The 22,920-nt window shown below is 70.7% G+C and carries 19 protein-coding genes and 1 pseudogene; 8 read left to right on the plus strand and 12 right to left on the minus strand.

What is annotated here, in order from left to right:
- Positions 1-10: 10 nt before the first annotated feature.
- Positions 11-925 carry a transglutaminase-like domain-containing protein gene (locus IAG44_RS16790; protein ID WP_187747910.1) on the minus strand — a complete coding sequence of 305 codons (915 nt, stop codon included), beginning with the start codon at positions 923-925 and terminating at the stop codon, positions 11-13.
- Between the two features lie 224 nt (positions 926-1,149).
- Here IAG44_RS16790 and IAG44_RS16795 point away from each other — a divergent pair, with 224 nt between their 5' ends.
- The 5 genes from IAG44_RS16795 to IAG44_RS16815 all read left to right on the plus strand — a co-directional run bounded on the left by IAG44_RS16795 (position 1,150) and on the right by IAG44_RS16815 (position 8,715).
- Positions 1,150-1,515, plus strand: a complete 366-nt coding sequence (locus IAG44_RS16795; RefSeq protein ID WP_187747911.1) for a hypothetical protein — start codon at positions 1,150-1,152, stop codon at positions 1,513-1,515.
- 812 nt (positions 1,516-2,327) lie between these two features.
- Complete coding sequence (locus tag IAG44_RS16800) at positions 2,328-2,765, plus strand: Fur family transcriptional regulator (RefSeq protein ID WP_187747912.1); 438 nt, start codon at positions 2,328-2,330, stop codon at positions 2,763-2,765.
- A gap of 36 nt (positions 2,766-2,801) precedes the next feature.
- Entirely contained in the window at positions 2,802-4,994 is a 2,193-nt protein-coding gene (gene katG / locus IAG44_RS16805; RefSeq protein WP_187747913.1) for a catalase/peroxidase HPI, read from the plus strand.
- 152 nt (positions 4,995-5,146) lie between these two features.
- Complete coding sequence (locus IAG44_RS16810) at positions 5,147-7,183, plus strand: ATP-binding protein (RefSeq protein WP_187747914.1); 2,037 nt, start codon at positions 5,147-5,149, stop codon at positions 7,181-7,183.
- A complete protein-coding gene (locus tag IAG44_RS16815; protein ID WP_187747915.1) occupies positions 7,183-8,715 on the plus strand; it encodes an ABC transporter substrate-binding protein in 1,533 nt (510 codons plus the stop codon). Before IAG44_RS16810 ends, IAG44_RS16815 begins: the two co-directional genes overlap by 1 nt.
- A gap of 68 nt (positions 8,716-8,783) precedes the next feature.
- Here IAG44_RS16815 and ccsB read toward each other — a convergent pair whose 3' ends face one another.
- From ccsB to IAG44_RS16840, 5 genes are all read right to left on the minus strand, one after another.
- Complete coding sequence (ccsB, locus tag IAG44_RS16820; RefSeq protein WP_187747916.1) at positions 8,784-9,890, minus strand: c-type cytochrome biogenesis protein CcsB; 1,107 nt, start codon at positions 9,888-9,890, stop codon at positions 8,784-8,786.
- Positions 9,887-11,758, minus strand: a complete 1,872-nt coding sequence (gene resB, locus IAG44_RS16825; protein ID WP_187747917.1) for a cytochrome c biogenesis protein ResB — start codon at positions 11,756-11,758, stop codon at positions 9,887-9,889. The genes ccsB and resB overlap by 4 nt, the downstream gene beginning before the upstream one ends.
- Positions 11,759-11,761: 3 nt before the next feature.
- Positions 11,762-12,523, minus strand: coding sequence for a cytochrome c biogenesis CcdA family protein (locus IAG44_RS16830; protein WP_187747918.1), 762 nt, complete (start codon positions 12,521-12,523; stop codon positions 11,762-11,764).
- Positions 12,520-13,167 (minus strand): TlpA family protein disulfide reductase, encoded by a 648-nt coding sequence (locus IAG44_RS16835; protein WP_187747919.1) that lies wholly within the window; start codon positions 13,165-13,167, stop codon positions 12,520-12,522. Before IAG44_RS16835 ends, IAG44_RS16830 begins: the two co-directional genes overlap by 4 nt.
- A gap of 145 nt (positions 13,168-13,312) precedes the next feature.
- Positions 13,313-13,750 carry a hypothetical protein gene (locus IAG44_RS16840; RefSeq protein WP_010353923.1) on the minus strand — a complete coding sequence of 146 codons (438 nt, stop codon included), beginning with the start codon at positions 13,748-13,750 and terminating at the stop codon, positions 13,313-13,315.
- A gap of 559 nt (positions 13,751-14,309) precedes the next feature.
- Between IAG44_RS16840 and hemL the strand changes: the two genes are divergently transcribed.
- The 3 genes from hemL (at position 14,310) to IAG44_RS16855 (ending at position 17,825) form a co-directional block, all read left to right on the plus strand.
- Complete coding sequence (gene hemL / locus IAG44_RS16845; RefSeq protein ID WP_187747920.1) at positions 14,310-15,629, plus strand: glutamate-1-semialdehyde 2,1-aminomutase; 1,320 nt, start codon at positions 14,310-14,312, stop codon at positions 15,627-15,629.
- On the plus strand, positions 15,626-16,309 hold the full coding sequence (locus IAG44_RS16850; protein WP_187747921.1) for a histidine phosphatase family protein: 684 nt from the start codon (positions 15,626-15,628) through the stop codon (positions 16,307-16,309). Before hemL ends, IAG44_RS16850 begins: the two co-directional genes overlap by 4 nt.
- Positions 16,310-16,460: 151 nt before the next feature.
- The gene (locus tag IAG44_RS16855; RefSeq protein ID WP_187747922.1) at positions 16,461-17,825 is read left to right on the plus strand and encodes a polysaccharide deacetylase family protein; all 1,365 of its coding nucleotides are present in this window, start codon (positions 16,461-16,463) and stop codon (positions 17,823-17,825) included.
- Positions 17,826-17,828: 3 nt separating this feature from the next.
- Here the strand turns inward: IAG44_RS16855 and IAG44_RS16860 are convergent.
- The 6 genes and pseudogenes from IAG44_RS16860 to IAG44_RS16885 form a co-directional block, all read right to left on the minus strand.
- Positions 17,829-18,227, minus strand: a pseudogene (locus IAG44_RS16860) (peptidase M20); the annotation flags it as partial.
- 213 nt (positions 18,228-18,440) lie between these two features.
- Positions 18,441-18,602 (minus strand): hypothetical protein, encoded by a 162-nt coding sequence (locus IAG44_RS16865; RefSeq protein WP_187747923.1) that lies wholly within the window; start codon positions 18,600-18,602, stop codon positions 18,441-18,443.
- Positions 18,603-18,824: 222 nt separating this feature from the next.
- Complete coding sequence (locus IAG44_RS16870; protein WP_187747924.1) at positions 18,825-20,237, minus strand: sensor histidine kinase; 1,413 nt, start codon at positions 20,235-20,237, stop codon at positions 18,825-18,827.
- Positions 20,238-20,969 carry a response regulator transcription factor gene (locus IAG44_RS16875; RefSeq protein WP_187747925.1) on the minus strand — a complete coding sequence of 244 codons (732 nt, stop codon included), beginning with the start codon at positions 20,967-20,969 and terminating at the stop codon, positions 20,238-20,240. It lies immediately after the preceding gene.
- 170 nt (positions 20,970-21,139) lie between these two features.
- Positions 21,140-21,760: an FMN reductase gene (locus IAG44_RS16880; RefSeq protein ID WP_187747926.1), complete on the minus strand. Its 621-nt coding sequence runs from the start codon at positions 21,758-21,760 to the stop codon at positions 21,140-21,142.
- A complete protein-coding gene (locus IAG44_RS16885) occupies positions 21,757-22,875 on the minus strand; it encodes an LLM class flavin-dependent oxidoreductase (protein ID WP_187747927.1) in 1,119 nt (372 codons plus the stop codon). The genes IAG44_RS16880 and IAG44_RS16885 overlap by 4 nt, the downstream gene beginning before the upstream one ends.
- Positions 22,876-22,920 lie beyond the last annotated feature (45 nt).

A 22,920-nucleotide genomic window follows, 5' to 3' on the forward strand; every position in this document is an offset into this window, starting at 1 on the left:
TACCTCGGGCCTAGCTCCTGAGAGTGACGTACCCCGGCCCGTTGTAGGGCGCCAGGCTCAGCACCCGCTCCGGCGTGCGCAGCACGTCGTCCCCCGCGAAGAGTGCCCGTACCTCGGCGAACGGGACCTCGTCGCCCGCGAGGAGTGCCGCCGCGCGGTCGTACACCGCCCGCGCGGCGTCGTCGAGGGTCTGCTCCTGGTCGTACTCCGTGTGGTCCGCGCCCCAGACGTCCCACAGCAGGGTCTCGGTCCGGTTGAGGGCGGCGAGGTCGAGGCGGACGTTGCCGGCGACGAAGCGTTCGCCCCAGAGGGGGCCCTCGTGGGGTGGGTGGAGGCCGAACGTCCTTGGATCGGCGGCCTGTTCGCGGATCATGCGCCAGGCTCTGCCGGCCGTGAGGAAGCGGGTGCGGGGGACGTCCATCGGGTCGAAGCCGGCGTTCCAGTGGCGGGTGACGGCGGGGTCGGCGAGCTGGGGATCCGCGAGGAGCCAGCGTTCGGTGCGGGCGTCCCAGTACTCGGTGACGACGTGGTCGCAGTGGAAGCCGTCCGTGCCGAAGTAGTCGGCGAAGCCGGAGCGGATGCGGGCGGGGGTGCCGGTGTGGCGGAGGAAGGAACAGTGCAGGAGGGCGAAGTCGCGGCAGACGCCGACGAAGCGGTCCGCCGGGGCGCGGGGTTTATCGAGGGGGGCGGTGGAACGGGCGGCGAGAATTTCCAGGATGCCGTCCACATAGCGGGTTTCGGCGTCGTCGTGGAGGCGGGGCGAGGGGATTTCGTAGGCGAAGAGGGGGCCTTCGCAGCGGTGGATGAGCAGGTCCCGCACCATACGGGCCAGGCGGGCGGGGTCAGCGGGAAGGTCCGCGTAGAGGTGGGCCCGGTCTCCCGGGCTGCTGTAAGGGCTCTGGGCGAGGTAGTGGGCCAGGGACATCGGGATTCTCCTCCCGTACGGGCGCGCCGGAATTCCGCCGCGCGGCGAAATAGGCCACCTATTCGAATCGCGGGGCGACGCGTCACACCGTGTCAAAATTCGCCGCCAAATGTCCAGAGCGGGAACGTCTCCTTCTTTCGCGGGCAATTTCCGAGACTTCCTTCGCGCGGAAAGGTGCGGGGCGTACGGTCCGAGTCGACGTCAGGACGAGCGGGAGGGCGGCCGTGGGCCTCGATCTGAGCAGCGCGTGGGACGACGAGAGCTGGAGCGCCGAGGAGGAGTCGGACTCCGTCCGGCTCATGGGGATCCTCCCGGACATCTCCCGGATCACCCTCGAACTCTTCCGCCACACGGTCGGCCTCTTCCCCGAGGAACGCGTCGCCGCCCGCGCGGCACGTGTCACCGACCTGGTCCTCAAGGAGTACGGGTCCGACGGCCTACGCCTCCTCTCCGTCAACCTTGCGACCCTTGCGACCGTCCACATCGAACACAACGCCGTCCTCACCCGCCGCCCCCTCCACTCCCTCCTCGACGAACTCGCCCAGACCCAACAGGAGATCCCGGAGTTCCGCCGCGACACGGACGACTGACCCACGCCGTCCGACGACGCCGGCACCCGGGCCAGGGCGGGCGAGGCGGCGGTGAGCAACACGCACCGGCGCCGCGCGAGCGGGCAGACGCGCAGGCGGGGGGGACGTCCCACCGCGCCCCGACCCCACCGCGCCCCCGATCCCACCGCACCCCGACCCCACCGAGACCGCACCCCACCGCGCGGGATCGCCGCCCCTAACGGCCGATGCGGTCCGCCGGACGGTGTGACCATGCAGGGTCGACGCCCCCACCCCGAGCCCACCCCGAGCCGAAGCCGCGCCTACCGACGGCCTGCCACCCCGGCCACGGCGTGGGCTGCCCACCGGCACCGGCACCGGCCCCCGACGCGATGCACCCGCGCCGGGCGCCGGGCGCCGCCCCAGCGGGCCGACCTGCCGAGCCACTGGCTCCACGCCGGCACACCCCCACCGGAACGTGACCTCGCGCCCCCCGCTGCCCGGCCGCCCCGCCACCCCGGCGCGATGACGCCGGCGTGAGGCCGAGCAGGCGCGCCGGCAAACAGGGGCAGGGACAACCCGGCCCGCCCGCTCACACACCGGGCACCACTCGAACAACCGGCTCGCCATCCCCGTCCCCGAACCCGTCCCCGAACCCGTCCCCGTCCCCGAACCCATCCCCGTCTACATCTCGCCCCTCCGCGCGCCCCACCCCTGGACACCCGCCACCCCCTACCCCTAGTACTCAAGATGAACACCCCGTAACCCCACCCCCACTCCCCGTACCCCCGGCGACAAAACTTGTACGGGTCCTTTTCTTGAATCGTTCGCCTTTATGGGGTTAGGTTGGGGGCATGACCGGAACCGGAACCCCCACCCCTGCCGAGGAGCTGCGTGGTGTCGGCCTGCGGGTGACGGCCGCGAGGGTCGCGCTGCTCGATACGGTCCGTACCGGAGATCACCTGGGTGTGGACGCGATCGCCGCAGGCGTGCGCGAGCGCGTGGGACACGTTTCGGTCCAGGCCGTGTACGAGGCGCTGCACGCGCTCACCGCGGCCGGCCTCATCCGACGTATCGAGCCGGCCGGCAGCCCCGCCCGGTTCGAGGGCCGCGTCGGCGACAACCACCACCACCTCATATGCAGGACGTGTGGAACTGTCGTCGACGTGGACTGCGCAGTGGGCCACGCCCCCTGCCTGACCGCCGCCGACGACCACGGCTTCACGATCGACGAGGCCGAGGTCGTCTACTGGGGCCTGTGCCCCGCCTGTTCCACCCCCCGCGCTGCCTGAGCGCAGACCGTTCGCTCAGTCCTCGAAAGGAACCCCATGTCCGAGAACGCCGAAGAAGCAAAGTGCCCGGTGGCGCACGGCGGCCGAGCCCCGCACCCCACGCAGGGCGGCGGCAACCGCCAGTGGTGGCCGGACCGGCTGAACCTGAAGATCCTGGCCAAGAACCCGGCCGTGGCGAACCCGCTCGGTGAGGAGTTCGACTACGCCGAGGCGTTCAAGGCCCTGGACCTGCCGGCCGTGAAGCGGGACATCGAGGAGGTGCTGACCACCTCGCAGGACTGGTGGCCCGCCGACTTCGGCCACTACGGCCCGTTCATGGTCCGCATGGCGTGGCACTCCGCCGGCACCTACCGCATCAGCGACGGCCGTGGCGGCGCCGGCGCCGGCCAGCAGCGTTTCGCGCCGCTGAACAGCTGGCCGGACAACGCCAACCTGGACAAGGCCCGCCGGCTGCTGTGGCCGGTGAAGAAGAAGTACGGCCAGAGCCTGTCGTGGGCCGACCTGATGATCCTCGCGGGCAACGTGGCGCTGGAGTCGATGGGCTTCACCACGTTCGGCTTCTCCGGCGGGCGAGTTGACGTCTGGGAGTCCGAGGAGGACGTCTACTGGGGCCCCGAGACCACCTGGCTCGACGACCAGCGCTACACCGGCGACCGCCAGCTCGAAGAGCCCCTGGGCGCCGTCCAGATGGGCCTCATCTACGTCAACCCCGAGGGCCCGAACGGCAATCCGGACCCGATCGCGGCGGCCCGCGACATCCGTGAGACGTTCCGCCGCATGGCGATGGACGACGAGGAGACGGTCGCCCTCATCGCCGGCGGTCACACCTTCGGCAAGACCCACGGCGCGGCCTCCGACAGCCACGTCGGCGCCGACCCCGAGGGCGCGTCGATGGAGGAGCAGGGCCTGGGCTGGCGCAACAGCTACGGCACCGGCAAGGGCGCGGACACCATCACGTCGGGCCTGGAGGTCACCTGGACCTCGACGCCTACCAAGTGGTCGAACAATTTCTTCTGGAACCTCTTCAGCTTCGAGTGGGAGCTGACGGAGTCCCCAGCGGGCGCGAAGCAGTGGAAGCCGAAGGGCGGCGCGGGCGAGGGCACGGTCCCCTCGGCCCACGACCCGAACAAGAAGATCGCGCCGAACATGCTCACCACCGACCTGGCGCTGCGCTTCGACCCGGTCTACGAGCAGATCTCCCGCCGTTTCCTGGAGAACCCGGACCAGTTCGCGGACGCGTTCGCCCGCGCCTGGTACAAGCTGACGCACCGTGACATGGGCCCGAAGGTCCTGCACGTCGGCCCCGAGGTCCCCGCCGAGACGCTGATCTGGCAGGACCCGCTGCCCGAGGCCGAGGGCGAGGCCATCGACGCGGCCGACGTCACCGCGCTCAAGGCGAAGATCCTCGCCTCCGACTTGACGGTCACTCAACTCGCCTCCGTGGCCTGGGCGTCGGCGTCCACGTTCCGCGGCAGCGACAAGCGCGGCGGTGCCAACGGCGCCCGTATCCGCCTGGAGCCGCAGCGCAGCTGGGAGGTGAACGAGCCCGACCAGCTCGCGCAGGTCCTGCGTGTCCTGGAGGGCGTGAAGGCCGACTTCGACGCGCAGGGCGCGAAGAAGGTCTCGCTCGCCGACCTGATCGTCCTCGGCGGCGTCGCCGCGGTCGAGAAGGCCGCCAAGGACGGCGGTTACGACCTCGAAGTGCCGTTCACGCCGGGCCGCGTGGACGCGGGCGACGAACACACGGACGCCGAGTCGTTCGCGGCGCTCGAGCCGGTCGCCGACGGTTTCCGCAACTACTACGGCAAGGGCAACCGCCTCCCGGCCGAGTACCTGCTGCTGGACCGCGCGAACCTGCTCACCCTGAGCGCCCCCGAACTGACCGTCCTGGTCGGCGGGTTGCGCGCGCTGGGCGTCTCGCACGGCGACAGCAAGGCCGGTGTCCTCACGGACCGTCCGGGCGTCCTGTCGAACGACTTCTTCGTCAACCTGCTCGACCTGGGCACGGCGTGGAAGGGCACCGACGCCTCGCAGACCGCGTTCGAGGGCCGGGTCGACGGCGAGGTGAAGTGGACGGGGACCCGCGCCGACCTGGTCTTCGGCTCCAACTCCGAGCTGCGCGCGCTGGCCGAGGTGTACGCGAGCGACGACGCGAAGGAGAAGTTCGTCAAGGACTTCGTCGCCGCGTGGGTGAAGGTCGCCGAGCTGGACCGCTTCGACCTGGCGTGAGCCGTTGAGGCCGATCGAGGCCGACTGAGCCCGGGGTCCGTCCACTTGGACGGGCCCCGGGTTTCGTTTGTACGTCAATGTCGCCGACGTCTGTTCCGCACCTCCCTCCCGTCCTTACCCTTGCGTCCAGGACCATCGCTCTGGGGGGAGGCGTGGTGCACGGACAACTGCACGGCCGGGGCGCCCTGTTCGAGGTGGAGCCACCCGGACTGCTGCCCCGGCTGACCGGGCTGCGGCCGTACGAGCACCTGGCCGTCAAGTCCGAACACCCCGGCGTACAGCCGGTGTTGGTGCTGACCGGCGGGCGCGGACTCGGCAAGACGGCGGTGCTGGACGAGATCGAGGCGGCCTACACCGAACGCACCCGCAGGGGCGAGTCACGCAAACGCACCCCGCTGGCCCGGATCGACTGCGAGGACGACCAGTTCGCCGCGCCCCCGCACGACGAGAGCACCGACTCCTGGTCCCCGCTGTGGCAGGCCCTGCTGGTGCTCGCCGAGCAGTTGACCGAACCGGTCCGCGCGGCGGGCCAGTTGACGTTCCCCCGGCTCACGGCGGGGCTGGTCGCGGTGCGGGCCGGCGAGTGGAGCGGCGGCACCGACTCCGAGCGCATCCGGCGCGAGCTGACCCGGCTGCTGCTGCTCAACGAGCACCGCTCCCGCTTCTCGATGGCCGGCCGCTGGGCCGCCCGCGTCGCCGCGAAGGTGATCGCCGCCGCCACCGGCCAGGGCCCGTACGTCGCGGCGGCCGTCGAGGCGACGCTGGAGGCCCTGTCGGACGGCGTGTCCTCGCGCAAGGAACAGCGCCCGTCGGCCTGGTACCGGGCCTATCCGAACGCGGGCGGCAACGCCAAGCGCGGTCTGCTGCTCCTGTCGGGCAACTTCCGCGCCGGCGGCACCTCCCGCGAGCACGCCGAACGCTGGCTGGTGCGCGCCCTGTTGGCCGACCTCGCCGAGGGGTACACCGGCATCGGCTCGCATCTGACGCGGCTGGGCAGACCCGTCGTCCTCCTCGACAACGCGGGCACCGTCCCCGGCCCCGGCCTGCTGGACGCGGTGCTGCGGGACCGCGCGGAGGGCACCGTCGATCCGGCGGTGATCGTGGCGACCGTGCGTGGGAGCGGGGTGCCGCAGGGCGCGCAGCGGCGCGAGCTGTCCGAAGTCGCCCGGGAGCTGCGGCCGTTGCAGGGCTCCCTGCTGGTGGAGCTGCCGCCGCTCTCCCCGGACGACACCCTCCACATCGTCGGCGCGGTCTGCGAGGACTTCGCCTACCCGCCCCAACTCCCGCACGCGATCTACCGGTTGACCGGCGGCAACCCGCTCGGCATCGTCCTCACCGCGACGGCGGCCCGCCAACATCCCTCGCACGCGGGGACGTTGGCCCGGCTGCTGACCCGGCGCCTCCAGCTCGACGAGGAGGACCGGCGCCCGGCGTACGGCGAACTCCTGCGCCGACTGGTCCCGGCGGACCGGCTGGACGAGCTGACGGTTCTCGCGGCGGCCCACGACCACGAGTCGGCCGTCGCGCTCGCCGCCTCCCAACTCCCGGAGGACTTCGGTTCTTCGGGGGTGCGGACCCTGCGGGCGCGGCTCGTCGCGGAGGGGGTCGCGCAGGCGCCGGGGCACTTCGTCGGCGACCGGTTCGTGCGCACCCTGCTGCTCCTGCGGCTGCACCACCACAGCCCCGACCGGGCCAAGTGGCGTGACGTGCACGAGGAGTTGATCCGGCACTACGCGGACGGCCCCGCCGTCTACCGGCTCCACCACGAACTCGCCCTCGGTGACACGGCCGGCGCGGTCGCCGAACTCCGGGACGGCTTCCCCGAGTTGCCGGTCCGTGACTGGCTGGACCGGCTGCGGTTCGTCGCCTCGGCGCCCTGCTTCGGGCCCGAGGACCGGCGGGCGGCGATCGCGCTGGGGCACCGGGACGCCGTCGGCGGGCCGCCGCCGGAGAACGCCGCGTTGCACCTGCGGGTACGGCGGCTGCTGCACGCCGTCTGGCAGGTGAGCGATCCGCTGGTGCTGCCGGATCCACGGGTGTGCGACCGGCTCAGGTTCGAACTGGAACAGCTCTCCGATCTGCGCCCGGACGGGGGCGCGCTGCTGTTCGCGGCGTCCCGGTCGTGGCCCGCGGACGCGCTGGCCGGGCGGCCGCTCGGTCTGCCGAACGACGACGAGGGGGACGTCTGATGCCGAGAAGGCTGCGCGAGTTCTGGTCGATCCGGCTCTACCGGTACGTCACGATCGTGGTCTCGGCCGCGCTGGTCGTCGGGGTGGTGATCGGCGTCCGGGTGCTGCTCGCCGAGGACCGGTCCTGCGCGGACGGCGTCGAACGGCCTCCGGGCAGCTCCGAGTGCGTCGGGGTGACGGCGTCGGCGTACGACTTCGGCCGGCCCCAACTCCGGGACCCCGTACGGGCGATCGCTAGGGAGAACGCGAGCCTGAAGAAGGGGTCGTACGTCACCGTCGCGCTGATGCTGCCGTACACCGCGACCGCGCCGTCCACGCTGCGGGACGTCCAACACGAGCTACAGGGCGCCTACTTGGCGCAGTGGCAGGCCAACCACGCGGCCAACGGTCAGACTCCGGCGATCCGGCTCGTGCTCGCCAACCCCGGTGCGACCAGCGCGCACTGGGACCTGATGGTGGACCGGCTCGACGAGATGACCCGCTCCGAGGACCGGCTGCGGGCCGTCGCCGGGGTCGGGAACAGCACCGAGGCCAACAAGGCGGCCGTGGCCGAGCTGACCGCGCGGGGCATTCCCGTCGTCGGCGCGTCCATCACCGCCGACGACCTCGCCAACGGGCAGCGCGGGCGGGACCCCTTCCCCGGGCTCGCGCGGGTCGCGCCGACCAACACCGACGAGGCGCGGGCACTCGCGTCCTTCGCGAAAGTGGGGGCCGGCAAGGCGATCCTCGTCTACGACAAGCCCGGTGACCCCTACACGCGTACGCTCCAGGACTCCTTCGCCGCGCTGATCAAGGGCTCCCCCTACGAGCCCCAGCCGTTCACGCCGCCCGCCGACCGCAGTCAGGAGGGGACCACCGCGAACACCTTCCGGCAGATCACCCACCTCGTCTGCGACACGACGCCGGGGACGGACACGATCCTCTTCGCCGGGCGCCACATCCAACTGCGGCAGTTCATCAACGCGTTGGGGGGACGAGGCTGCCAGGACCGCAAGTTCACGGTCCTCACCGGCGACGAAGGGTCCTACCTGGAGGGCGACAAGGGGCTCGACCGCACCGCCCTCAGCCGCAACCTCACCGTCCGCTACTCCGCCCTCGCCCACCCCGACGCCTGGACCTCGACTCCCGCCGGAACACCGGGTGGTTCGGCCGCCGACATGAACAACCTCATCGACCTCATCACCCGCGCCGCCCGCGAGCCGATCGGCCCGATCGGTGAAATCGGCCTCGACGACGGCCAGTTGATCATCGGCTACGACGCGATGACCCTCGCCGTCAAAGGCATCCGCGAAGCCACCCCCGAGGGCGGCACCCTCCCTCCCCTCGCCGACGTCGGCCTCCAATGGCCCCAGGTCAAAGGCTCCTTGCGCGTCAGCGGCGCCAGCGGCTGGATCTGCCTCGACGCCCACGGCAACCCCTACGACAAAGCCGTCCCGATCGTCGAACTCACCACCGACGGCGGCAACCGCTTCGTCCGCATCGCCTGGCCGGAAGGGAAACCTCCGGCCAGGGAGTGCCTGCCGCCCTCCTGAGGGGCAGTCCGTACGACAAAGGCCGGTTCCCGTGACCTGGGTCACAGGAACCGGCCTCAGCCGTGAGGTCACACCCCGGCGTACGAGTGCTTGCCGCTCACGAAGATGTTGACGCCGTAGTAGTTGAACAGCCAGCACCCGAAGGCGAGGAGCGCGAGGTACGCGGCCTTGCGCCCCTTCCAGCCGGCGGTCGCGCGGGCGTGCAGGTAGCAGGCGTATCCGACCCAGGTGATGAAGGACCAGGTCTCCTTCGGGTCCCACCCCCAGTACCGCCCCCACGCGTCGCCCGCCCAGATCGCCCCCGCGATGATCGTGAACGTCCACAGCGGGAAGACGGCCGCGTTGACGCGGTACGCGAACTTGTCGAGGGACGCGGACGCCGGCAGCCGGTCGAGCACCGAGTTCGCGAACTTCCCCGGCGTCCCCCCGCCCGCGAGCTTGTTCTCGTAGCTGTCCTTGAAGAGGTACAGGATCGTCGCGACCGCGCCGACGTAGAAGACCGCGCCGCAGAGGATGGCCGTCGAGACGTGGATGTACAGCCAGTACGAGTGCAGCGCGGGGACGAGCTGGTCGCTCGCGGTGTAGAGGACGGTGACGGCGAGACCGAGGTCCAGCAGCACCGTCGTGATGAGGAACAGCCCGAGCCAGCGGACGTTCTTCCGCAGCGCCAGCAGCGTCAGGTACACGCCGACCGCGACCGTCGAGAACGTGATGTTGAACTCGTACATGTTGCCCCACGGCGCCCGCTCGACCGAGGCCGCGCGGGTGATGACGCCGCTCAGCTCGACGAGGAAGGCGAGGACCGTGAGCGAGATCGCGATCCGGCCGTACATGTCGCCCTGCTCGTCACCGCCGTGCGCGCCGGGCCCGTCCGGCACGTCGCGCGCGCCGGAGGCGGAGCGGACGACGACCTGGGGGCGCTCCAGGACGGCGGTCCCGCCGGCCTTGTTGACCGTCACGGCCGGCGCCTTCTTCTTGGCGGCGGCACCGGCGGCCGGGGTGAGCGCGGCGGCCGTGCGGCCGACCTTGCTGCGGCTGCCGAACAGCCACTCGGCGATGTACGCGAAGAAGGCCAGCGTGTAGACGGCCATCGAGGAGTAGATCAGCGTGTTGCTGATGTTGGCGAGGTGTTCGTTGGTCGCGGCGGCGAGTTCCGTCGTGGCGGCGAGAGTCACTTCTCAGACCCTTCGGAAGGGACAGCTTGGGGGTTGGGGGTTTCGTCGGGGTCGGGATCGCTCCCGGATTCAGGGACGACTTCAGAGCTAGGGGATGCCTCAGGGGATACCTCGGAGCCAGGGGATACCTCGGAGCCAGGGGACGCCTCAGGGTCGCCCCCGGCCTCACCCTCGTCCCCGTCCTCCTCCGCCCCCGGATGCCGGTCGTACAGCCGGTCCGCCAGCGCCCCCAGCTCCTCCGGCACCTTCGCCGACTCGCTGCGCCCGAGCCCGCCCATCTCGACGAGCGTCACCCCGTCGGGACCGGTCGAGGTCCGCACCCAGACCCGTCGGCGCTGCACGAAGAGCGACGCGGCGAGACCGAAGATCGCGGCGACGGCCCCGGCCAACGCCCAGCCCCCGCCCGGATCCTGGACGACCTGGAAGTTCGCCCACTCCTTGGTCCCCTCGTAGGTGATCGACCCGGCGCCGTTCGGCAGCGTCATCGACTCACCCGGCGTGAGGTTCTTGCGGAGCTGGTCGCCCTTGGCGTCCTTGAACTCCTTCATGTGGGACTTGTCGAGCTGGTAGACACTCTGCGGGATACCGGAGTTGACGCCGAGGTCACCGTGGTAGCCGACGACGTTCATGATCGGGTTGATCAGCGCGGGGAACGTCGACGCCAGCTCGTTGCCCGGGGTGTACGTCGGCAGGAAGAAGAGCTGGAACCCGAGCTGTTCGGAGGTGCCCTTGGCGTCCCGGTAGCCGTCCATGACCTTGACGACGCCCGAGGAGGTGACGTTGTTGTCGAGCGGCAGCAGCGGGACCGCGTCGCGGTAGACGACCTTGCCCTTGCCGTCGCGGACGGTGATGACGGGCGCGTACCCGTGGGCCGTCAGGTAGACCTTGGCGTCGCCGACCTCCAGCGGGTGGTTGACCTTGACGACGGTCTGCTTGTCCTTGCCGTACGCGCCCTCGCTGTAGGTGAGGGCGGCCTCGTACGTGCGCGGGGTGCCGCGGTTGGGGCCGGTCAGCTCGTACGTGCCCGTGAACTTCTGCAGCCGGAAACTGAACGGGACCAGGTCCTCGCCGGTGTCGAAGAGGTTGCCCGACTTGAAGTCGTCGTACTGCGGGAGGACGTTGGAGAAGCCGTCGCCCTCGACGATCAGCTTGTTGCCCTCGGACTTGAACAGCTGGCCCCAGGCGAACGCGACGAGCAGGACGATCAGCGCGATGTGGAAGGCGAGGTTGCCGACCTCGCGCAGGTACCCCTTCTCGGCGGCGACGGCGTCCCCGTCGAGGTGCGCCCGGAAGCGGCGCTTCTTCAGCAGGGCGAGTGCGGTCTCCCGTACCTCTTCGGGACTGCTGCCCGTACGCCACGAGGTGTAGGCCGGAAGTCTTGTCAGCCTCTTGGGGGCGCCCGGCGGGCGGGAGCGGAGCTGGCCGACGAACTGCCAGGTGCGCGGGACGATGCAGCCGATCAGGGAGACGAACAGCAGGATGTAGATCGCCGAGAACCACACCGAGCTGTAGACGTGGAAGAGGCCGAGCCGGTCGTAGATCGGCGCGAGCGTGTCGTGCGTCTTGCGGAAGTCGGCGACCTTCGTGGCGTCGCTGCCGGTCTGCGGGATCAGCGAGCCGGGGATCGCGGCGAGCGCGAGGAGCAGGAGCAGGAGCAGCGCGACCCGCATCGAGGTGAGCTGGCGCCAGAACCAGCGGGCCCAGCCGATGACGCCGAGCGCGGGGACGTTGATGGCCTCGTCCGGCGCGGTGGAGAGCTGGGAGCCGGCGGCGCCGAGGCCGTCGGCCTCGTCGGAAGCGCCGTTGGACGCACCGTCGGGAGCCCCTGAGGTACTACGGGTCGTAGGGGTCGGGCTGGTCTTGCTCATGGATCAGATCCCCACAGTGAAGCCGTTGGACCAGGACTGCATGTCCTGCACCATGCCGTCCCAGACGCCGGTCAGCAGCAGCAGACCGGTCACGATCATCATCGTGCCGCCGATCCGCATCACCCAGACGTAGTGCCGCTTGACCCAGGAGAAGGCCCCCAGCGCCTTGCGGAACGCGACCGCCGCGAGCACGAACGGTACGCCCAGCCCCAGACAGTAGGCGACGGTCAGGATGGCCCCGCGTCCGGCACTGGACTGCTGCGAGGACAGGGCCAGCACCGAGGCGAGCGTCGGCCCGATGCACGGCGTCCACCCGATGCCGAACAGGGCGCCCAGCAGCGGGGCGCCGACCAGCCCGGTGACCGGCCGCTTGTGGAGGCGGAACTCGCGCTGCGTCATCCACGGCATGAGCCCCATGAAGAACACGCCCATGAGGATCATGAGCACGCCGAGGGTCTTGGACAGGACGTCCTTGTTCTCCTGGAGGGTGTCCCCGAAGTACCCGAACAGGGCACCGCTGGAGACGAAGACGGCCGTGAAGCCGAGGACGAAGAGCGAGGCCCCGGCGACCATCCGCCCCCGGCGGGCCTCCGCGAGGTCGGTGCCGCTGATCCCCGTGACGTACGACAGATACCCAGGTACTAGGGGGAGGACGCAGGGCGAGAAGAAGGAGACGAGCCCGCCGAGCAGCGCGATCGGCAGGGCCAGTATCAGGGCGCCGTTGAGGACCGTCCCGTTCAGCTCACCCACGGCGATCGTGTTCACGCCTTCTCCGCGAGCACCGGTTCGATCATCTCCCGCAGCCGTTCCTCGCTCAGCGGCGACAGCGAGCGCGCGGCGATCTTCCCCTCACGGTCGATCACCAGCGTGGAGGGGATCGTCTGGAGGTTGAGCGTGCCCTTCTTGAACCGCAGCAGCAGCTTGCCGGTCGGGTCCGACAGGCTCGGGTACGTCACCCCCATCTCCTTCTCGAAGGCGAGCGCGTTGTCGTTGTTCGTGTCCCGGGTGTTGATCCCGACGAACTGGACGCCCTTGCTCCGCAAACTCTGCGACACCTTCTGGAACCCCGGCGCCTCGGCCCGGCAGGGCGAGCACCAGGACCCCCACACGTTGAGGACGACGACCTTGCCCTTGAACGAGGCGACGTCGAGGTCCGGTCCCGTGACCGTCTTCCCCGACAGGTCGGGCGCGGCGTCCCGCTCCCCCGCCTTGACCCGGGCGATCCCGTCGGTCCCCATCACGAAGTGCGTGTCCCCGCCCCCGCCGGAGGTCCCGCCCGACGAGCAGGCGGACAGCACCAGCCCGCCCACAGCGGCACCGGCCGCCATCATCAGGACGGTCCGGCGCGACCGTGGCCGGTACTCAAAGACGCTGTTCGAACGCCGGGATGCGCGGCTGACGGCACTCATGTGAAAAGTTTCGCATGCCCGTTCTGAGGATCTTGCGCACCCCCCTCACACCAGAAAAACCGCATTTCAGAGCCCGGAAGAAGCACCCGCGCAAGCCCCCCGCCCGACCTCCGCCGGAACCCGGCTCACGGCCGCGCCAACCGGCTCACGGCCACACCAAGCAGTACGGCTGATGCCCCGCCTCATGCAGCCGATGGCTGAAGTCCTGCCACTCATGCAGCAGTTGGTACACATTGAACGCGTCCCGAGGCCCCCCGCGATCGGGCACGGTCGACCAGATGAAGGCCGCCGCGCCGACCGCCTCCTCGCCTATGTCCCGCAGGGGATCGACGACGGTCATGGGCAGCTTGACGACCGCGTAGTCGGGGTGGAGGACGACGAGTTCGAGCGGGGGGACCTTGTGGAGAGGGACGCCCTCGATGCCGGTGAGGACCATCGCGGCCATCGTCTCCGGCTTGATCTTGGTGAACATGCCGTTCATCCCGAGCTCGTCGCCGCCCAGTTCCTCGGGCCGCATGGAGATGGGGACGCGGGCCGCCGTAGCGCCGTCGGGGGCACCGAAGTATTTGTACGTCACGCCCACCCGACCACCGTTCCCGCTCCCCGCCGACAGGCGGTCGACCCTCGGGTCGATCAGCCGACCGACCGTCTCGGGTTCGCCCTGCGCACTCTGTGCCGGATGCTGCGCACTCTGTGCCTGATGTGTCTGCTGTGCCTCGTCAGTTTCCTCCGCGTCGCGCCGGTGCCTTCCCCGCCGGGCACGACGAGGACCCAGGTCATCGGTCCCCTCGCCCAGTCCGCCACCGCGATGCATATCTCCACCCGACTGCTTTTCTAGGACGCGCGGTACCGCCCGCGCAACCCGATCATCGTGTCAGTGACCTCCCCCACGGCCGCCCGCCGAAACGTGCGGTGAAACATCCTGTCCGCGGGATGGTCCCGGTCCCCGTTCAGTACGGCCCGTGTGAGCTGTATGTATCAGATCCCAGTTTCTCAGATTCCGACGACTGCCCGGGGCTGACTCCATGAGCCCTGCCCCCCGGCTCCACGAGCCCTGCCCCCCGGTACCCGTAGTACCCCTGGCCTACCCTGAGGAGGTCCCACCCCCGTCTCCCCTCAGCAAGCCGGAGAAGCCGCAGGTCATGAGCGAACAGCCCTATACATACGACGCGCCCGCCTCCCAGGCCCTGTTCGACCGCGCCGCAGCCGTCACGCCGGGCGGCGTGAACTCGCCGGTGCGGGCGTTCCGTGCGGTCGGCGGCACCCCCCGTTTCATGGTCTCGGGCACCGGCCCCTACCTGACGGACGCGGACGGCCGTGAGTACGTCGACCTCGTCTGCTCGTGGGGCCCGATGATCCTCGGCCACTCCCACCCCGAGGTCATCGCGGCCGTCCAGGACGCCGTTTCACGTGGAACATCCTTCGGCACCCCCGGCGAGGGCGAGGTCGCGCTCGCCGAGGAGATGGTCGCCCGCATCGCCCCCCTGGAGCAGGTCCGCCTCGTCTCCAGCGGCACCGAGGCGACGATGTCCGCGATCCGCCTGGCCCGGGGGTTCACCCGGCGCGCCAAGGTCGTGAAGTTCGCGGGCTGTTACCACGGTCACGTGGACGCCCTCCTGGCCGCCGCCGGTTCCGGCGTCGCCACCTTCGCCCTCCCGGACACCCCGGGCGTCACGGGCGCGCAGGCCGGCGACACCATCGTCCTGCCGTACAACGACCTCGACGCGGTGCGCGAGGCGTTCCGGCTGCACCCCGGTGAGATCGCGTGCGTGATCACCGAGGCGTCGCCGGGCAACATGGGCGTCGTCCCGCCGCTGCCCGGCTTCAACCAGGGGCTGAAGGACCTGTGCGCGGCCAACGGTGCGCTGTACGTGTCCGACGAGGTCATGACGGGTTTCCGGACGAGCCGCGCGGGGTGGTTCGGCGTCGACGGCGTCGTCCCGGACCTGATGACGTTCGGGAAGGTCATGGGCGGGGGCTTCCCCGCCGCCGCGTTCGGGGGGCGCGCCGATGTGATGGCGCACCTCGCGCCCGCCGGGCCCGTCTACCAGGCCGGCACCCTCTCCGGGAACCCGGTCGCGACGGCCGCTGGCCTCGCGCAGCTGAGGCTGCTGGACGACGCCGCGTACGTCAGGCTCGCGGCCGTCTCCGAGCAGATCCAGGCGCTCGTGTCGCAGGCGCTCACCAAGGAGGGCGTCGCGCACACCGTGCAGAGCGCGTCCAACATGTTCTCCGTCTTCTTCACCGACCGTCCGGTGCGCAATTACGACGACGCCAAGGCGCAGGAGTCGTTCCGCTTCACGGCGTTCTTCCACTCCCTCCTGGCGAACGGCGTCTACCTGCCGCCGTCGTCGTTCGAGTCGTGGTTCGTGTCGACCGCCCACGACGAGCGTGCCGTCCAGAGAATCGCCGACGCCCTCCCGGCGGCGGCCACAGCAGCCGCGGAGGCAACGGCAGCATGAGCAGCAGCAAGGAACTCACCGTCGTCCACCTGATGCGCCACGGCGAGGTGCACAACCCGGACGGCATCCTGTACGGCCGCCTGCCCGGCTACCACCTGTCGGAGCTGGGCCGGCAGATGGCCGACCGGGTCGCCGAGCACCTGTCCGCGCGGGACGTCACGTACGTCGTCGCGTCCCCGCTGGAGCGGGCGCAGGAGACGGCGACGCCGATCGCGAAGGCGCACGGGCTCGACCTCGCCTCCGACGCGCGGCTGATCGAGGCGGGGAACTTCTTCCAGGGCAAGACGTTCGGCGTCGGCGACGGCGCGCTACGCAAACCGGGCAACTGGCCGCACCTCGTCAACCCGTTCAAGCCGTCCTGGGGCGAGCCGTACGTCGACCAGGTCGTGCGGATGAAGAGCGCGCTGGACGCCGCGCGGGATCAGGCGCGCGGTCACGAGGCGGTGCTGGTCAGTCACCAGCTGCCGATCTGGATCGTCCGTTCGTACGTCGAGCGGCGTCGGCTGTGGCACGACCCGCGCAAGCGTCAGTGCACGCTGGCCTCGCTGACGACGTTCACGTACGAGGGCGACCGGATCGTCTCCGTCGGCTACTCGGAGCCCGCGATCGACCTGGTGCCGGCGCATCTGCGGGCCGGGGCGAAGCCGGTGAAGGGTAAGGACAAGGCGTTCGGGGCGTAAGGGACGTCCCGTAGTACTTGAGTCTCTTGCGGCGGCGGCCGGAATCGGTTGCTTCTGTTACCAAACCCGGAACTGCTGAGGGAACCTCTTCGTTCTGCACCTCCTCTGAATGGGTGAACCATCCAGAGAAAACGTGACGAACGGAAGGTCCATGCGCACTGTCACCCGAAGGGGAGCCATAGGACTCGGGGCGGGCGCTGCCGCCGCCGCGGGACTGACCGCCTGCGGCTCGTCCTCCGGAGGTTCCGGTTCCGGCGACGACAGCAGCCCGTCCGCAAGCGGCTCCCCGAAGGGCGGCGACAAACCCAGCGCTCCGGCGAAGCCCATCGGGGACGGCTCGACCGCGTTCACCGGCAAGCAGCCCCACCAGCCGGCCAAGCCGGAGCCGCTGGAGCCCGGACAGGAGCCGCCGCAGTTCGTGATCTTCTCCTGGGACGGCGCGGGCGAGGTCGGCAACGGCCTCTTCCCCCGCTTCCTCGACCTCGCCAAGGAGCACGGCGCGTCGATGACGTTCTTCCTCTCCGGGCTGTACCTGCTCCCGGAGAGCAAGAAACGGCTGTACGAGCCGCCGAACAACCGGCGCGGCGCCTCCGACATCGGCTACCTCACCGACGACCACGTCAAGGCGACCCTGACCAACGTGCGGCGGGCCTGGCTGGAGGGGCACGAGATCGGGACGCACTTCAACGGGCACTTCTGCGGGGAGTCCCACGGGTCCGTGAAGTGGTGGACGGCCAAGCAGTGGCGCAGCGAGATCGACCAGGCCAAGGCGTTCGTCAAGCAGTGGCGGACCAACACGGGCTGGACGGACCTGCCGTCGCTCCCCTTCGACTACGAGAAGGAGCTGGTCGGCGGGCGCACGCCGTGCCTCCTCGGCCAGGACAACCTGCTGCCCACCGCCCGTGAGCTGGGCTGGCGCTACGACGCGTCGTCGCCGGGCGGGCGGCAGGTGTGGCCCAAGAAGCGGAACGGGATCTGGGACTTCCCGCTCCAGGCGATACCTTTCCCCGGCCGTAAGTTCGAGGTCCTGTCGATGGACTACAACATGATGGCCAACCAGTCGCTCAACTCGACGAAGGCGCCCGCGCACAACTATCCGGGCTGGCGCAAGCAGTCCGCGGGCGCCTACATCCAGGGCTTCCAGCGCGCGTACACCACCAACCGCGCCCCCTTCTTCATCGGCAACCACTTCGAGCAGTGGAACGGCGGGATCTACATGGACTCCGTCGAGGAGGCGTTCAAGCACATCGCCGCGGAGAAGGAGAAGGGGGCCGATGTCCGGCTCGTCTCCTTCCGGCAGTTCACGGACTGGCTGGACGTCCAGAAGCCGGAGGTGCTGGAGAAGCTGCGCCGGCTGGACGTGGGGCAGGCGCCCGCGGGCGGGTGGAAGAACTTCATGACGGAGACGCCGGCGGGGACGGGCGGGGCTGCGACGGGCGGTACGGGCGGGACGTCCGCCGGTACTCAGGGTGGGTCCTCCGTAGGTACTACGGGGGGCAGCGCGGCGACGTCCTGAGCTTCAGGCGGTACCCAGCTCCCGTACGACCATCAGCGCCAGGGCCCTCGCCACTCCCACGGACTCCCTGACCGACACGACCTCGCGCGCTGTGGGCGGCCCCGATGTCACCGGGGCCGTACTGGAGCGCGGGGATCCCGGCGCCGGTGTACAACGCAGGTCACTGCCGTAGGTCGCCCCGCGTTCCCGGGGCGCGGGGGCGTCGGTCGCGTCCGCGTGGGCGGTCTGGACGAGGCTCAGTAGCCGGTGCCCGGCGGGCAGCCGTCCGCTGGCGAACTGGCCGCCGGGCCAGGTCACTCGGACGGGATGATCCGTCAACCACGCGTCCCGCGCGCAGACTTCGGCGACGCACGCCTCGAACGCGGCCCGCGCCACCACCGGGTCCTCCCCCAGCCCCCGCCCGCGCGCGTCGGGACGCGTGACGACACCGGCGAGGAAACCGCACTCCTCGGCGGACCAGGCATCTGCGGCAACGGCGAGCAGCCGCGCCCCGCGCCCCGGCGCCCCTGACCCGCACCTCACCCCGCCAACTCCCCCTCGCCCGGCGCCGGTTACCCCGTCACCCCTCACCCCGGCCCACCGCCGCACCCCTTCCCGTCCGGGCTACGCGTACGGTTACGGCAACCACTCCCGGAACAACTCCCCCGCCGCGCACTCCCCTTGGGCGTCGAGCCGCCCCACCCCGTCCGGGACGCCGGGCCCCACCGAGGTCTCCATCCAGAAGAACTCCGGCCCGCCGGACACGAGTTCGGGCACCCCCGCCACCAGCCGCCGCACCAACTCCGCCTCGCCGAACGGCCGGTACGCGGACCCGACCTCGCGGACCCGACCTCGCGGAGCCGCCCGCGCACGAGTACGACGGCGTCGTCCGCGTCCCCCGCCACCGCGATCCGGTCGCGCCCCGACAGTCCGGGCGCGACGACGGCGCGGGCGCCCCGGAACCGGTGCTCGCCGCCCTCGCCCCGTGCGCCCAACTCCCGCGCGGCCAACCGCGGATGCTCAGCCACCGCCCACGGTGAAGCCAATCACCGACCCGCCGCCCGCGCGGCGGTGCGCGTAGGGCGTCCCGCCGTGGGAGAGGGCGACCTCGCGGACGATGGACAGGCCGAGACCGGAGCCGGGGAGCGAACGGGCGTCGGCGGCACGGTAGAAGCGGTCGAAGACCCGCGTGAGGTCGTCCTCGGAGATCCCCGGCCCCCGGTCGAGCACTTCGACGCGGACGGTCCCGGGCCGCGCGGGCCCGGTCACGCTGATCTCGATCGGCCCCTTCCCGTCCCGGTCGAACTTGGTCGCGTTCTCGACGAGGTTGGAGACCGCGCGCTGGAGCATCCCCGGCCGCCCGTCGGTCGTCGTGTCCCCGCTGACGCGCACGACGACCTCCCGCCCGCTGCGCCGCCGGGCCGCGCCCGCGGCCTCCTCGGCGATGTCGGCGAGGTCGACGCGCTGCGGCGGCTCGGTGTCGGACTGCCCGGCCGCGAGGTCGACGAGTTCGTTGACGAGGTCGGTCAGCTCGCGGGCCTCCTGCCCGAGGTCGGCGACGAGCTCTTCCCTTGTGGAGAGCGGGAGTTCGTCTATCCGGCGCAGCAGGGAGATGTTGGTGCGCAGCGAGGTGAGCGGCGTGCGCAGCTCGTGCCCGGCGTCCTGGACGAGGCGCCGCTGGTCCTCCTCGGACTGCGCGAGCCGCCCGAGCATCCGGTCGAAGGCCCGCCCGAGCCGGCCGACCTCGTCGTACCCGGTGACCGGAACCTGGATGCCCAGACGGCGAGTTCGGGCGACGTCCTCGGCGGCGGTCGTCAGCAGGACGAGCCTGCGCGTGATGCGCCGGGCCAGCCACCAGCCGAACAGCCCGGCGGCGATGACGACAACTGCCATGAGGACGAAGGTGCGTTGCTGGAGGTTGCGCAGCAAGTCCTCGGTACCGCTGAACTCTTGGGCGACCTGGACGGCACCCCAGCCGCGCCCGAGGGAGACGGTGGCGACGCGGTAGACGTCGTCGCCGACGTCGACTCCCTTGTGCTGGACGAGAGTTCCGGGGACCGTGGCCGTCGCGATCCTGCGGTCGGCGCCGGTGACGGGCAGCTTGGGCTGGCCGGGGTCGACGACGCTCCCGTCCGGCCCGAGGACCTGGACGTTGGTGCGGGCGGGCCGGACGAGGTCGTGGCCGGGCGCGGAGGACGAGAAGTCCTCCGGCGTCATCCGCTGCGCCCGGACCTCCTCGCGCAGGTCCTGGACGACCTCGCTGAACACCGACTGCTGGTCGACGCGGACGAGTCGGGCGGCGGCGTTGTAGGAGACGATCCCGACGAACATCGCCACGACGGCGGTGACCACTGCGAAGGACACCGCGAACGTCGTGCCGAGCGAGGCGAGTTCGGGGCGCCGCCGGGCGAACAGCCGCCGCAGCCGGCCCACTCAGTCCTCCCTGAGGACGTACCCCACACCCCGGACGGTGTGAATCAGCTGAGGTGCGCCGGGCTCGTCGAGTTTCCGCCGCAGATAGCCGACGTAGACGGCGAGGTTCTTCGAACCGGGGCCGAAGTCGTAGCCCCAGATGCGGTCGTAGATGGTGGAGTGGTCGAGGACGATCCCCGAGTTGCGGACGAGGAGTTCGAGGAGTTCGAACTCGGTCCGGGTCAGTTCGAGTTCACGCGCGCCGCGCCAGGCCCGCCGCGCCTGGGGGTCCATGCGCAGGCCGGCGGCCTCGATGTGCCGGTCGGACACGGGCGGTTCCTTGGGAGCGGGCGCGCTGGCGAGCGGGGCGGGGGCGCCGGGTGCGGTGCTGGTGCGCCGCAGGAGGGCCCGCAGCCGCGCGAAGACCTCCTCGACGTCGAAGGGCTTCACGACGTAGTCGTCGGCGCCCGCGTCGAGTCCGGCGATGCGGTCGGCGGTCTCGACGAGCGCGGTCAGCATCAGGATCGGCGTCCGGTCGCCCTCGGCCCGTAGTACCCGGCATACCTGGAGCCCGTCGATGCCGGGCATCATCACGTCGAGGACGAGGACGTCGGGGGGCGACTTGTGCGCGTGCGCCAGCGCTTCCACGCCGTCCGCCACGGCCGTGACCTGATACCCCTCCAGCGTCAGCGCCCGCTCCAGGGCATGGCGGATGGCGCGGTCGTCTTCGGCAAGCAGCACGGTCTGAGGCACTGGTCCAGTCTGCCAAGCGCAAGGCCCCCACGGCCTCGGCCACCACCATGACGATCACCCTTTTTACCTGCCTCTCACCGTGCCGGAGGCAACCGGGAGAGGGCGCGGAGCGAGGGTGATCATGCGGAATTCCCCCTACTACCGCGGTACTAGGGGGAATTCCGCAGGGGTCAGCCCGTAGTACCTCCGTCGGCACCCCCGCCGAGCGCCGCGAGGCGCTGTTCGAACGGGACGGAGATCTCGAACTCGTCCCTCACCTCGGGCGCCCTCGCCCCGGAGAGGCCGCGCATCAGCCCGCCGAGTTCACCGGCGGCGCGCTCGACCCGCTCGGGCAGCCCCTCCGCGCCCCAGTCCTCGGAGGCCGCGTAGACGCCGGTCGGGACGACGACGGCACGCAGGTAGGAGAAGAGGGGCCGCAGCGCGTGGTCGAGGACGAGGGAGTGCCGGGCCGTTCCGCCGGTCGCCGCGATCAGCACGGGCTTCCCGGCCAGCGAGTCCTTCTCCAGCAGATCGAAGAACGACTTGAAGAGCCCGCTGTAGGAGGCGGAGAAAACAGGCGTGACGACGATCAGCCCGTCGGCCTGCGCGACCGCGTCGAAAGCACTCCGCAGCCCGGCCCCGGGAAATCCGCTCACGAATTGGTGCGCGATCTCCACGGCGAGTTCCCGCAGCTCGACGAATTCCACCTCGACGCCGGTGACCTCCCGCGCGACGGCGGCGGAGAGCCGTTCCCCGAGCAACCGCGTGGACGACGGGACACTCAGCCCGGCGGAAACGACGACGAGTTTCACGACGTGACCTCCTCGGATTTCGCTTCGGCGTTCTTCCGCGCGAGGTTCTTCCGCGCGAGCAGGGACGCGTGCGTGGGCGCGTCCGGCACATTCGCCCCGCGTCCGTTCGCGAATTCCTTCCGCAGCACCGGCACGACCTCCTCGCCCAGCATGTCGAGCTGTTCGAGGACGGTCTTCAGCGGCAGCCCGGCGTGGTCGACGAGGAACAGCTGACGCTGGTAGTCCCCGGCGTACTCCCGGAACCGCAGCGTCTTCTCGATGACCTGTTCCGGCGTGCCGACGGTCAGCGGGGTCTGCGCGGAGAACTCCTCCAGCGAGGGCCCGTGCCCGTACACCGGCGCCACGTCGAAATACGGCCGGAATTCCCGGACGGCGTCCTGCGAATTGCGTCGCATGAACACGTGTCCGCCGAGTCCGACGATCGCCTGCTCGGCCGTCCCGTGCCCGTAATGGGCGAACCGCGTCCGGTACAGGTCGATCATCCGCTTGGTGTGGTCGGACGGCCAGAAGATGTTGTTGTGGAAGAACCCGTCGCCGTAATAGGCGGCCTGTTCCGCGATTTCCGGCGAGCGGATGGAACCGTGCCACACGAACGGCGGGACGTCGTCCAGCGGCCGGGGCGTCGAGGTGAACCCCTGGAGCGCGGTGCGGAACTTGCCCTCCCAGTTCACGACGTCCTCGCGCCACAGCCGGCGCAGCAGGGCGTAGTTCTCGATCGCCAGGTTGATGCCCTCGCGGATGTCCTGCCCGAACCACGGGTAGACCGGGCCGGTGTTGCCGCGCCCCATCATCAGGTCGACGCGCCCGTCCGCGAGGTGCTGGAGCATCGCGAAGTCCTCGGCGATCTTCACCGGGTCGTTCGTGGTGATCAACGTGGTGGAGGTGGAGAGGATCAGCTTCTCGGTCCGCGCGGCGACGTAGCCGAGCATGGTGGTGGGCGACGACGGCACGAACGGCGGGTTGTGGTGCTCGCCGGTCGCGAAGACGTCGAGCCCGACCTCCTCGGCCTTGAGCGCGATGGCGACCATCGCCTTGATCCGCTCCGCCTCGGTCGGCGTCCGCCCGGTCGTGGGGTCGGGCGTGACGTCCCCGACGGTGAAGATCCCGAACTGCATGCCCGCTCACCCTCCATGTTGTTGACGGTTAAACTATACCGCCGG

Origin of the sequence: Streptomyces roseirectus, assembly GCF_014489635.1 — a bacterium.
Lineage (GTDB): Bacteria > Actinomycetota > Actinomycetes > Streptomycetales > Streptomycetaceae > Streptomyces > Streptomyces roseirectus.